Raw genomic sequence first — 12,839 nt, 5'->3', positions numbered from 1 at the left:
ATGAAAATTTTAATGGTTATCCCTGCATTAGGAAATATCTATGGTGGAACTACAAAAATTGTTCTTGATTTAGCAGAATCAGTTGGTAAATTAGGTGTCAGTGTTGATATCGTAACGACTAATGCCAATGGCTCTACAACTTTAGATGTACCTTTAAATAAATGGATTACTGAAAATAATTATAGAGTACAGTATTTTTCCTATTTGAAATTTTTAGATTACAAGTTTACTGGATCAATGACAAAATGGTTATTTTACAATGTATCTGACTATGGCATAGTACATACTCATGGCATCTTTTCTTATCCGGTTCTAGCTGCTCATCTGACTTGTCAATTTCGCATAGTCCCATATATTGCAACTCCCCACGGAATGATGGAGCCTTGGGCATTAGCTTATAAAGCTTGGAAGAAAAAATTTTATTTTACTTTGTTTGAAAAGCCATCATTACAAAAAGCTAATGCTATTCAAATGACAGCTTCTACCGAAGCTCGACAAATAAACACACTTGATTTAAAAACGCCTTTAGTTTTTGTTCCTAATGGTATCAATAGCACAGATTTTGAATCTCTCCCTAGCGCGGAGCTTTTTTATGAACAGTTTCCCAATACTCGCAATAAAACACTAATTATCTTTCTAGGTCGCATTGATCCAAAAAAAGGATTGGATTTATTAGCCTCTGCTTTTGCTAAAGCACACGAAAAATTTCCTGAAACTCACCTAATTGTTGCTGGACTAGACAATACAGGATTTTTACCTACTGCTGAAAGTTATTTTAGCAAAGCAGGCTGTAAAGATGCTGTTACTTTTACTGGAATGCTCACAGGTGCTATGAAATATGCAGCTTTAGCATCCGCTAACATCTATGTTGCTCCTTCCTATTCTGAAGGCTTTAGTATGTCTGTATTGGAGGGTATGGCTGCGGGTTTACCCTGTGTGATTACTACTGGCTGTAATTTTCCTGAAGCGGCGGCGGCGGGGATAGCTTGTGTTGTTGATATTAATGCTAACCAGATAGCTAATGCATTAATTGAGCTTCTAAAACAACCTCTGGAAGCAAAAGATATGGGCGATCGCGCACGTAAATTGATATTAGAAAATTATACTTGGGATAGTATAGCCTCAAAATTGGTTTCAGTTTATCAAGATATTATAAGTAAAACGCATGAAAACCGCGTGTCTTTAAAGCGAGGAGCGTCAAGATAGGAGTACTAGACACCTTTAGGATCGCTTATAAGCATGATACCACCACAAGTTACGGCGCGAAATACCTTACCCCCTAAGCCTCAAAATTGATTTCAGTAATAAGTTTAAAAGAGGGTATTACTTATGATTTCATCTACTGAAAAATACGAATATTCTTATTCCAATAGTCAACCAGGACACCATCATAGCTATCTCATTAAACCTCTAATGGAGATGATATCTGAATCTCTTGATATTTTTGAACATCAAACAAAACTGCGGATCTTAGATATTGGCTGCGGTAATGGCAGTTTGAGCAGCTTAATTGCACACCAAGGCTATGAGGTTGTTGGTATTGAAGAATCTGAGTCAGGTGTTGAATTAGCTAATCAGAATTTCCCTAACTGCCGCTTTATTCAAGGCACTATCTACAATCTACCCTATGCAGAACTAGGAGATAAGTTTGATATTGTTATTGCTGCTGAGGTAATTGAACATTTATTTTATCCTAAAGAATTAGTTAGAAATGTCAAACAATGCCTCAAGCAAAATGGTCGTTTAATTCTTACTACCCCTTATCATGGATATCTCAAAAATCTCATGCTTGCTGTTTCCGGAAAAATGGATAATCACTTGACTACTCTCTGGGATGGTGGTCATATAAAGTTTTTTTCTGTAGCGACAATGAATGAGCTACTAAAATCAGAGAACTATACAGATATAAAATTTAAGTTTGCAGGTAGATTTCCCTATTTTTGGAAATCAATGTTGTGTTCTAGCACGCTAATTTAGTTAAAATAATCGACCTTTCATAACTATCCGATGCTAGAAAACATAACTCCTCTGATTCTCACGTATAATGAAGCCCCAAATATTAATCGCACTCTCCAGCATCTGACATGGGCTAAAACAATTGTTGTAGTGGACAGCTATAGCACAGATGACACTTTAGACATTTTAGAATCTTATCCGCAAATTCAACTATTTAAACGTAAATTCTATACTCATGCTACACAATGGAACTACGGTTTAGAGCAAGTTCAATCTGAATGGGTTCTTTCCCTTGATGCCGATTATATTTTCACAGATGAATTAATAGCTGAAATTAACAGCTTTCCTCTAGAACCATCCATAGATGGCTACTTTGCCAGATTTAAATATTGTGTATTTGGCAAACCTCTACGAAGTACTATACTCCCTCCCCGCCAGGTACTATTCCGAAAAGCGAAAGCAATTTATATTGATGATGGTCATACTCAACTGCTAGAAGTTAAAGGTCAGTCTAGTAAACTTTCTGCATATATTCACCATGACGATCGCAAATCCTTGAGCCGTTGGCTATGGGCACAGGATCGCTACATGATGATTGAAGCTAAGAAATTGCTAGAAACTCCCACGAGTGAACTCAGCTTAGGCGATCGCATCCGCAAACAAAAAATCCTTGCACCCATCATCATCTTAGTCTATTGCCTCGTCATTAAAGGAGGTATTCTCGACGGCTGGCATGGTTTTTACTATGCATTTCAGCGTGTCTTAGCTGAAATTTTACTGTCAATTCATTTGATTGAAGCAGAGAAATTAAAAACATAATATAGCGCGATCGCCTGTCCCCTAAAGAATTTGGAATTGCTGCTCAACAATTCACAAAATTACTTGCGAGTCTATTTTATGAGATGATCGACAAATATGCTGACTCGTGAGAAGAAAATTGTGGCTGAAACAGCAGTAAACTATGACTCTCCGTGAAAAGAAGCTTTAGAAAAATACTTTGAAGCATTTCTAGCTTTCTTCTTCCCCCAAGCCCACAGCGAGATTAACTGGGAATTAGGCTATGAATTTCTCGAACAAGAACTACAACAAATAGTCCCAGAAGCTGAATTAGGAAAGCGCTTTGTAGACAAATCAGTCAAAGTCTGGCGACGTGATGGCGAAGAAGCTTGGGTATTAATACACGTAGAAATACAGAGCCAAGTAGACCCAGACTTTACCAAGCGGATGTATATCTATAACTACCGCATATTTGATCGCTACGATCGCCAAGTCGTAAGTTTAGCAGTATTGGGAGATGAACAGGCTTCTTGGCTTCTCCAAGAATATAGTTATCAACTATGGGGATGTCATGTAAACCTCAAATTTCCCACTGCTACTTCATTGGTTTGGGCTTTTTAGATGGCAGAGAAGGTTTGATTTTTAATTTTTTATAAGGTTTCTAGTACCGTTTTTTAGTTGATGCAAAAATCTACGAACTTAATCTAAATAAAAATGTTCATTTTCAGCCATCATAAGTACAAGCTTTTTCAAATTTAATGGAGAATATCAAGTGAGAAATATCAGTCATTTATCACCAAAATATATTTATAATCGCTTATGTTTAGCGATGTATGAAAAACAAAATCCAGATCATCCTTGGTTAACAAAAGATGCAATTGCTATCCTTGATTCTTTCTTCAAGAAAACCGATATAGGCTTAGAGTGGGGTTCCGGTCGTAGTACAATTTGGTCGGCTTCAAGAGTTCAACATTTGGTCAGTATGGAAAATAATCCAGACTGGCACAACACAGTTAAAGAAAAACTGTCACAAAAAAAGCTAAGTAATACTGATTGTTACCTAGAAACTGAAAAGGATTCTTATGTTGGTGTAGTTGATAAATTTCAAGATAAGAGCTTAGATTTTTCACTCGTTGATGGCCACTTATGGAGAAGTACTTGCGCCGTGCGAGTTGTTGATAAAATTAAAACAGGTGGTGCAATTATCGTAGATAATGTTAATTGGTTTTTACCTTCAAACTCTCATTCTCCGAATTCAAGAACTTATCAAACAGGACCTGCGTCTGATGAGTGGCAACAGTTTTTAGAATTAGTAAAAAATTGGCGAGTTATCTGGACTAGTAATGGTGTATTTGATACGGCATTCTTCATCAAAACACTCTAATGTCGTGAATTACACTTTAAACGTTAGATCTTTAACGAAATAACTCTTCAACTAGACGATCGCTATTCTTTCAGTAGCCGGATTTCAACCGCTGTTAGCAGAGGTTTTATGGATAGAATAAGATAAGACTGACACACAAGAGTTTTCTTGAAAAATATCACCTCTGCATTTTTAAAGAAGCGATCGCCTATACCCTCAACCATTTGTAAAGGTGATCGCTAACTCAAAATTTTGAGAAAAATGTTGGTGACAAAACTATTGTTCCAGTTCCTATTCTCCTAGTCATAGCATTGATTTCATGTAAAAATCTCTAAGTTACGTAAACTTAAACTAAGGGCAAATGAATAATAATAATATATTTGCTATCAAAACTCTGCTATATATCTGGTCGCATCCTAACTGCCAAAATCAAAAACTTCAATCAATTTTAAAATTTATAGGCTGGCAATTTTATAAACGCTTGAATAATAAACATTTTGATATAGAACTCATCTCTAATGTCAAAATTCGCTGCTATCCCGATAGTTACTCGGCATCTGCTGTACTTTATTGTGGGCTGTATGACTATAACGAAATGAATTTTTTGCTGCGGTACTTAAGAGCTAATGATTCATTCTTAGATATTGGCGCTAATGTGGGTATATATACACTTTTAGCAGCTTCTAAAATTCAATCTGGTTCAGTATACAGCTTTGAAGTACTCCCTAAAAATTACAATCGCTTAATCCAAAATCTGAAGCTAAATCAATTCCAGCAGGTTGAAGCATACGAAATAGCAGTCTCTGACTTTACTGGAACTACTTATCTCAATCTTGCCGAGGGAGATTCCATGCCATTTATTACCAATAACGCAAATGATAGCACAATTACAGTTCCAACTGATACGCTTGATAATCTACTTCAATACGAATCTATTTCTCACCTCACATTAGCCAAGATAGATATTGAAGGAGCAGAAATCTTAGCAATGAAAGGGGCAATTTCTCTGCTAAAACAACAGCGTCCTCATGTTTGGATTATGGAAATAAATGATGCAGTAAATAATTTTGGTATCCAAAAGCAGGATGTTGTAAATTTTCTAAAAGATTATGGTTATAGCTTGTATCACTACAATGCTCACACTAACCAGATTCATGCAATTACAGTTGAACAAAAACAAGGGAATAACGTTTTAGCAATCGCGGATTCTGCTCTAGGTTTTGTACGCGATCGCCTGAATGAAAAATCATTAGCAAATTCGGTAGCCTAGAACACCAATTCAGTATTCAGAATTGTGGCTGGTACTTACGCAATAATTCATAAAAACGAACCACGAAGGGCGCAGAGAACACTAAGTAAAGAGGGTTTGGAGCGATTTTGCTAACTAAATTTCGGTCTTGCTCGTAATAGACACGGGGTTTACAGGATGAATGAATCGATGTTCTAGCATTGCTCAGTATTAATCCTTGTACAAATAGCGATCGCCTGTACCCTAAAGAATTTATAAATGCGATCGCTCAACAATAGAGTTTTCTTAAATATATAGTCTATCGCTCTCTCGTCTCACAGTGATCGCTCTCATCCCCGCCTGGAGAAATGACGAACCTGTATAATAAATGAAATCGAGCCTGCTAGCGATCGCCTAAATAAGACCATGACAGCCCTACAAGGTCACTTGGCAAATGCCTTACCCCCGATTACCTGGCAGAAACTACCTGCTGATTTTCCTTTGCCAGATGAACCTGTGGAAAGTAACCTGCAACCTCTGCTAGCCGCCGCCCTACGAGAATCCCTAGAGTTAGCAGGTTTGATTCTCGAATCGATGCTGATTGCCTCTAATTTTGGTCTTTGTGCCACCGTAGGCGACAAAACTATCGTCAAAGCTCGCGATTGGGTTTACGTCCCATCGGTTCACCCCCTACCTTCAGGAGAAATTCGCCGTAGCTACACTCCCCATGCAGAAGGAGACAAGCCAGCCGTAGTCATGGAATTTATCTCTGCCACAGAAGGAGGGGAATACTCGATTAATCCCCACTATCCCTATGGCAAGTGGTACTTTTACGAACAGATTTTAAGAATTCCTGTATACGTAATTTTTCATCCGCAAATTGGAGTATTAGAAGTCTATTTATTAGAGCAGAGTAAGTATCAACAACAATCCCCAGATGAAAACGGACGCTTTTGGATAGAAGCCTTGGGCTTATTTTTGGGCGTGTGGATGGGGAGAAAAGCACAATTAGAAAGCTATTGGCTACGCTGGTGGGATAAATCAGGAAATTTACTGTTTTGGGGAAGTGAATTATTAGAACAAGAACGCCAACGTGCCCAGCAAGCAGAACAAAAAGCCGATAGATTAGCACAAAGACTGAGAGAAATGGGCATTAATCCCGAAGAATTATAGCTTTTTTCTCATCATGAAACGGTTGCATCGACAACTCAAAAAATATGGGATATTAACCCTAGTAACTATTGTCCTGGTGTTGTCGAGCGTCATTCCTCTACGAGTTGCGATCGCCTACCACCAGACACCCCAACCACAAGCTATCCTGGTACTCGGTGGTGGCGAAAACAGAGAAGAATTCGCTGCCCAGTTTGCCAAATTTCATCCAGCCCTAAAAATTTGGGTTTCTTCTGGCAGGCATCCCGACAAATCACGAGCAATTTTTCAAGCCGCAGGTATTGCAGATAGTCGCGTTTACCTCGATTACCGTGCTACGGATACTGTAACTAACTTTACTACCTTAGTAGGGGTTTTCCAGCAACAGCAGATCCAACACATATTTCTAATTACTTCCGATTTTCACATGCCCAGAGCCAAGGCGATCGCTACCCTTATTCTTGGTAGTCAAGGCATTGCCTTCACTCCTCGCGCCATACCATCAAAGCAAACTCAAGAATCCCTCCTGCATATTATTCGTGATATTGCTCGCTCCCTCCTCTGGATCGTCACAGGTCATACAGGAGACAGCTTTGAACCTACTCTTGTTTACCCACCCCATGCGTCTAGATCAATACACAGTCGGTAATTACACTCCAGGCGCACCTTACTGGAAGCAACTTCTTTGGTATTTCGTTGGGTCGCCCTTAGTTGAAAGTTATTGGCTACCATTTTCCAAAAAAATTATTATTTGGCGGTTAAATAATTATCACGAATTTCTGTAAATTTATACTACCTTGGTAAGGGTTTTCTAGCAACAGCAGATCCAACACCTGTTTCCAATTACTTCAGATTTTCGCATGCCCAGAGCCAAGGCGATCGCTACCCTTGTTCTTGGTGCTAGGTCTCAATCCCTGACTATCTTGAAAAGTTGAGAGCGCTGGTTTCCGGCGCTCTAACTTTTAGCTGATTGAATTCTGACTTGTGAATTCTGAATTCTGAATTCTGAATTCTTATTTAACCTACCCTGCTTACCCACCATATGCGTCTAGATCAATATACTATTGGCAACTATACTCCAGGCACAACATACTGGAAGCAACTTTTTTGGTATTTTGTTGGGTCGCCCTTAGTTGAAAGTTATTGGCTACCATTTTCAGATTTTAAGCTTTGGGTACTCCGCAGTTTTGGAGCTAAAATCGGTCAAGGTGTCCGCATTAAACCTGGAGTACGGGTAAAGTTTCCCTGGCGATTAAACATTGATGATTTTGTTTGGATTGGGGAAAATGTATGGATAGATAACCTTGCTCCTGTAACCATCGAAAGCCATGTTTGTCTATCTCAAGGAGTGTATCTCTGCACAGGAAATCATGACTGGAATCATCCCAATTTTAAATTGATTGATGCTCCAATCCATATTCAAGAGAGTAGTTGGATTGCTGCCAAGTCGGTCATTGGCCCAGGAGTTACTATTGGTAGAGGTGCAGTACTGACTTTAGGTGGCGTGACTGGCAGTTCACTAAAGGCTATGACTATTTATGCAGGTAATCCGGCTCAACCCATCAAACAGAGAAAGCTTTGATATCCAATTTTGGCGATCGCATCTCATAGTTGAGTTGACTACAAATTGGGGTAGACTTACAGACACTCCACATTTAATAATTAAGTCATTCAAAGGACGCTTTGCCTTAATATCTAAATTTCTGCTTACAGCAACGGCTATTGAATTTTCTGAAAATTCTCAATTGTGAGATATTTTTCTTCATCAGCTATCTGACTGTTGTAATCGATATTAATTTGGGTTGGGTAGCCGAGTTTAGGACTGTACTGCACATTCAGGCTGAAGGCTTTACGGTTGATAGCATCTTGAATCACATTAAACAGCTTAGGAATTGTTTTATACTTTTGAAATAATTCTGGATTAACTGGTTTACCTGTAGCTACAGAAGTGATGGAAATTGTTTTACCATTACGTACTTCAATTACTACTGGACCCCTAGATTCGGGTATACAAAAGCAACTATTGCTAAGTGTATAGCGATAGTTGGAAATATTTTGCTGATACCACAAATGGCGATTAGATTTTAATCGGCTTAAATTCAAGTTATTACTCGCTGGCTGTTGTGCTATCTCTATGGGAGATTTGGACATTACTGGTAGGTTTAGACCGAAAGATAGCAATAATCCGGCACTGATAATCATAGGTAAACGCATATCAATCCATCGAATTTCAAAAGTATTATATATGTATTATATAGATGAATTCATCTACTTATTTAAGTACACTTTATATTTTGATTAAGATTTTTAAACAAAATCAGATCCGACGCGTTGGCGCAGCCCGCACTTCGACCCAACTCTTGGAGACGCTACGCGTAGCAAGATCCCGTTCGCCCCTGGCGTCCCGTAGGGAAGGGTACGATGCCGGCTCAGGGCAGGTGTTACCCCTGAGCCTGCCGTTCGCGTAGCGTCTCCAAGAGTTGGGCAAGCTCAGTGACCACCGTAGGCATCGCATACACGCGAGTATTATGCCGTAAAATTCTTACTTTGACGCACTCCCCCGCATGAATGACGGGGGATTCTTTCTTTCAAGCAGCAATTGCAGGTATACCCGTCTTACATTGCCTCGCCCACTGGACAACGCCCTGCCCAGGATATATATTTTACCATTAACGGCTGAATAAATTTCAGCCATCCGCTTATATCCCCCGCATAAATGATGGGGGCTTTACGTATCACAACTCGTAAAAAACAAATTTTTTATTTCAAGCATGAATGATTCACAAACTTGGTATATTGTCAAGCGTTATGCTGGCAACTGCGAAATTCTCCCTAGCGACAAAGTTGGAGACGATAATCTAGAGATTATAGAACAGTGGGGGCCTTTTAGTTCGCAAGAAGAAGCGATCGCTCGGCGTGTCGGACTTATTAGGGCTGGAAAGTGCCAACCAGTTTAAGTTAGGAGTCAGGAGTTAGGAGTTAAATAAATGATCGATCGTCTTTATTTCTAACTCCTCACTATTCACTCCTAACTTTATTCCTAACTCTTCATTTTTCTGCTGTGGGCGTGCCCTTAGCAGTAATTTCTTTACCTATGACTTCAACTGCTTTAGCGAATTGGGGGTCTGCTAGGGTAGCGAGTTTGTCACGTCCATGCAGCCACAACTCCTGCATCTGCGCTTTGGTCAAATCCACCTTCACATCTGGCTCAATGCCTTTGTGATTGATATCTCTACCGCTAGGGGTATAGTAATGAGCAATTGTCACCGCCAATCCTGAACCATCTTCCAGAGGACGCACCGATTGCACCAGTCCCTTACCAAAGGTTTGGGTACCAACCAAAGTAGCACGCTTATTATCCTGCAAAGCCCCTGAGAGGATTTCACTGGCACTGGCTGAACCTTTATCTACCAGCACCACCAACGGTTTATTTGTCAAGGCTCGTCCGTTTGCCTCTTCCTTTTCTGCCTCTCCTTGGCGTTCAACGGTGGAGACAATCTTACCTTTATCTATCCACATCCGGGCAATATCCACACTGGAGAAAAGTAAGCCGCCGGGATTACCACGCAGATCCAGAATATATCCAGCTACCTTTTTGCTTTCTAAATTTTTGATGGCAGTTTGCATTTCTTTACCAGCATTGGCGCTGAACTGGTTCAAGCGAATGTAGCCAAGATTACCTGCTGGGGTTTGCTTCTGGGAAAACTTAACTGGATGAATTTCAATTCGCGCCCGTTTGATGTCAAACTCTTTTGTCTGACCGTCGCGCCCAATAGTCAGGCTGACTTGCGTTCCTGCTTCACCCCTAATCAAGGATACTGCCTGATTGGTATCCATCCCCTTAGTATCTTTGCCGTCGATTTTCAGGATGACATCTTTCGCCAAAACACCAGCTTTAAAAGCTGGTGTATCTTCGATTGGCGCAATTACAACCAGTTGCTTCGTTTTTTCATCCTGACTAATCGTGATCCCAATACCTATTAGTTCTCCAGAGGTGTCCACTTGCATATTCTTAAATTCCTCTGGGTCCATAAACCGGGTATATGGGTCTTGTAGCTTTTTGAGCATTTCCCGAATGGACTTATACGCTTCCTGTGGATTACTGTAGGACTTGCTCAAGTATTCCTTACGAACAGCCTGCCAATCTACCTGATTAAAAGTACCGTCTACATATTGGCGCTGAATAACTTGCCAAACTTCATCTACCAATTCTTTGGGACTTGCTTTAAATAAAGCCTGACCTCGCGAGTGAATGCCAAGGCTAGTAACAGCGATCGTGGAGAGTGTCACTGCCGTAGCACCCAAAACAAGCCTACTTTTTGTAATCACCATAATGACAGCTGGGTCAGAGGGAAAATATATATTTCAGTATGCTCAATCTAACACAGGCTACCACTGTACAGACCGAATATGTATCCCTAATTTAAACAAAATACTTGACAATCTGGCGAATTTGGGGAATGGGGCATGGGGCATTGGGCATGGGGCATTGGGCATTGGGCATTGGGCAATTCAATTTTGGATTTTGGATTGACGATTTTGGATTAAATTTCAATTCTTTAATCCAAAATCTAAAATTCTCACTCCCCCTCATCCCCCTCATCCCCCTCATTGCCTATTCCCCACTCCCCACTCCCCTAGCCCCTTTATGGTTCTACCCAGCGTTCATCTGCCTTAATCAGGTTAATTAATTCTTCTACACCTTTATCTTCTAGGACTTTTTTAATTTCCTCTCGGCCACGATACAAAGAAATGTAACCAGGTGTTTTGCCAACATAACCATAGTCGGCATCCGCCATTTCTCCTGGCCCATTGACAATGCAACCCATAACTGCTATATCAAGACCTGTTAAGTGTTTAGTGGCATCCCGGACTTTGTGCAGCACTTCCTCTAGGTTAAACAAAGTGCGTCCACAGGAAGGACAGGCGACGTATTCCACCATCGTTTTTCGCAATCCCAAAGCTTGGAGAATGCTGTAACAGACGGGAATTTCTTTTTCTGGTGCTTCTGTAAGTGAGACGCGAATTGTATCGCCAATGCCATCAGCAAGTAAGGTTGCAATACCAGCCGTGGATTTAATTCGCCCGTATTCGCCATCACCGGCTTCCGTAACGCCCAAATGTAGCGGATAATCCATACCTAGATCATCCATGCGCTTGGCTATCAGGCGATAGGCGGCTAGCATCACTGGTACTCGTGAGGCTTTCATGGAAATAACCAAGTTGCGGAAATCCAAAGATTCACAGATGCGAATGAATTCTATGGCAGATTCTACCATTCCTTCGGGGGTGTCACCGTAGGTAAATAGCATTCTTTCAGCGAGGGAACCGTGATTTACCCCAATTCGCATCGATTTTCCTTGGTCGCGCAAAGAAACTACTAGAGGTTCTAGTGTTTCGCGGATTTTATCGCCAATTTCGTCAAATTCGGTTTTAGTATACTCAGTTCGATTAACGTTTGGCTTTTCAAACACATACAAGCCCGGATTAATCCGCACTTTTTCTATGTGCTTGGCGACTTCCACAGCGATTTTCAGCCCATTGTGATGGACATCAGCCACAATTGGCACGTCTTGGTAAGTTTTTATTAATTTTTGTTTAATTTCTGCTAAAGCTTTAGCATGAGCCATACTCGGCACTGTGACGCGGACAATTTCGCAGCCTATTTCGTGCAGACGACGAATACCAGCTACGGAACCATCAATATCAAGAGTGTCTTCGTTAATCATTGACTGCACCACAACGGGGTAGCCGCCGCCAATGGTGACATTTCCCACCTTTACGGGACGGGTTTTACGCCGCTTGATAGTTGTATCAAAGGTGGCTTGAGGTGATGTGATGCTTGAAGTGTTTACTGTGGGCAGAGTTTGCATAACCTGATTAGGTAAATTTGCTGTAGCTAAAATATCAGATTTAATAAATCTCTGTTTCCCAGATTGCCACAGCTAGGGCTTTTTTGGACGATTAGGTAGAAAAAAAATGGAGAATGAGACAGCAGAAGAAATAATGAGCTATTCAGAGGTTTTGCTCATTTTTAATGATATATTGCTTAAAAATCCTTTTAACTGAGTAGCTTGAGTAGCGATCGCACAGGAAAGCTTAACGAAGCGATCGCCTTAAGTAAGTGGGTCAAATTAAATATAAAACCTCACTCTGCCTCCGGCTTCCCTCTCCTTACCAAGGAGAGGGATTGAGGGTGAGGTTTTATCTTATATTTAATTGTGCCTTCCTACTTATTACTGAGTCATAAATACTACTATATATAATAAAATCGGCTCTCCAAGAGTAGTTATGTTAAAATAACATGAATAAATAAAGCAACCATCAATAAAACTACAGAAGTTAGTGCCATAAGCCTAGTGTTTG

General features: G+C 40.3%; 13 protein-coding genes and 1 pseudogene. 10 read left to right on the top strand and 4 right to left on the bottom strand.

From position 1 onward, the window contains the following. The 9 genes and pseudogenes from V7L05_RS25815 to V7L05_RS25770 all read left to right on the top strand — a co-directional run bounded on the left by V7L05_RS25815 (window position 1) and on the right by V7L05_RS25770 (window position 8,055). Window positions 1–1,206 carry a glycosyltransferase gene (locus tag V7L05_RS25815; RefSeq protein WP_335168354.1) on the top strand — a complete coding sequence of 402 codons (1,206 nt, stop codon included), beginning with the start codon at window positions 1–3 and terminating at the stop codon, window positions 1,204–1,206. A gap of 123 nt (window positions 1,207–1,329) precedes the next feature. Next, the gene (locus tag V7L05_RS25810; protein ID WP_335168353.1) at window positions 1,330–1,977 is read left to right on the top strand and encodes a class I SAM-dependent methyltransferase; all 648 of its coding nucleotides are present in this window, start codon (window positions 1,330–1,332) and stop codon (window positions 1,975–1,977) included. Between the two features lie 30 nt (window positions 1,978–2,007). Then, a complete protein-coding gene (locus tag V7L05_RS25805) occupies window positions 2,008–2,775 on the top strand; it encodes a glycosyltransferase family 2 protein (RefSeq protein ID WP_335168351.1) in 768 nt (255 codons plus the stop codon). Between the two features lie 120 nt (window positions 2,776–2,895). After that, window positions 2,896–3,324: pseudogene (locus V7L05_RS25800) on the top strand (transposase); the annotation flags it as partial. Between the two features lie 181 nt (window positions 3,325–3,505). After that, complete coding sequence (locus V7L05_RS25795) at window positions 3,506–4,117, top strand: hypothetical protein (RefSeq protein WP_335168350.1); 612 nt, start codon at window positions 3,506–3,508, stop codon at window positions 4,115–4,117. A 340-nt stretch (window positions 4,118–4,457) separates the two neighbouring features. Then, window positions 4,458–5,366 carry an FkbM family methyltransferase gene (locus V7L05_RS25790; RefSeq protein WP_335168348.1) on the top strand — a complete coding sequence of 303 codons (909 nt, stop codon included), beginning with the start codon at window positions 4,458–4,460 and terminating at the stop codon, window positions 5,364–5,366. A gap of 384 nt (window positions 5,367–5,750) precedes the next feature. Continuing rightward, window positions 5,751–6,497 carry a Uma2 family endonuclease gene (locus V7L05_RS25785; protein ID WP_335168346.1) on the top strand — a complete coding sequence of 249 codons (747 nt, stop codon included), beginning with the start codon at window positions 5,751–5,753 and terminating at the stop codon, window positions 6,495–6,497. 13 nt (window positions 6,498–6,510) lie between these two features. Beyond that, window positions 6,511–7,122, top strand: a complete 612-nt coding sequence (locus V7L05_RS25780; protein WP_335168345.1) for a YdcF family protein — start codon at window positions 6,511–6,513, stop codon at window positions 7,120–7,122. 393 nt (window positions 7,123–7,515) lie between these two features. Next, on the top strand, window positions 7,516–8,055 hold the full coding sequence (locus V7L05_RS25770; protein ID WP_335168343.1) for a WcaF family extracellular polysaccharide biosynthesis acetyltransferase: 540 nt from the start codon (window positions 7,516–7,518) through the stop codon (window positions 8,053–8,055). Window positions 8,056–8,192: 137 nt separating this feature from the next. Here V7L05_RS25770 and V7L05_RS25765 read toward each other — a convergent pair whose 3' ends face one another. Then, entirely contained in the window at window positions 8,193–8,687 is a 495-nt protein-coding gene (locus V7L05_RS25765) for a DUF6174 domain-containing protein (RefSeq protein ID WP_335168341.1), read from the bottom strand. Window positions 8,688–9,244: 557 nt separating this feature from the next. Here V7L05_RS25765 and V7L05_RS25760 point away from each other — a divergent pair. Further along, a complete protein-coding gene (locus V7L05_RS25760) occupies window positions 9,245–9,430 on the top strand; it encodes a DDE transposase family protein (RefSeq protein ID WP_335168339.1) in 186 nt (61 codons plus the stop codon). Window positions 9,431–9,521: 91 nt separating this feature from the next. Here the strand turns inward: V7L05_RS25760 and ctpC are convergent, their stop codons facing one another. The 3 genes from ctpC to ispG form a co-directional block, all read right to left on the bottom strand. Continuing rightward, window positions 9,522–10,805, bottom strand: coding sequence for a carboxyl-terminal processing protease CtpC (gene ctpC, locus V7L05_RS25755; protein WP_335168337.1), 1,284 nt, complete (start codon window positions 10,803–10,805; stop codon window positions 9,522–9,524). Window positions 10,806–10,896: 91 nt separating this feature from the next. After that, complete coding sequence (locus V7L05_RS25750; RefSeq protein WP_335168336.1) at window positions 10,897–11,085, bottom strand: hypothetical protein; 189 nt, start codon at window positions 11,083–11,085, stop codon at window positions 10,897–10,899. Window positions 11,086–11,119: 34 nt separating this feature from the next. After that, window positions 11,120–12,346, bottom strand: a complete 1,227-nt coding sequence (gene ispG, locus V7L05_RS25745) for a (E)-4-hydroxy-3-methylbut-2-enyl-diphosphate synthase (protein ID WP_335168334.1) — start codon at window positions 12,344–12,346, stop codon at window positions 11,120–11,122. Window positions 12,347–12,839: the final 493 nt, after the last annotated feature.

The sequence above is a fragment of the Nostoc sp. genome, from assembly GCF_036917755.1.
GTDB lineage: Bacteria > Cyanobacteriota > Cyanobacteriia > Cyanobacteriales > Nostocaceae > Nostoc.
This window is presented reverse-complemented; position numbering and strand designations above follow the sequence as displayed.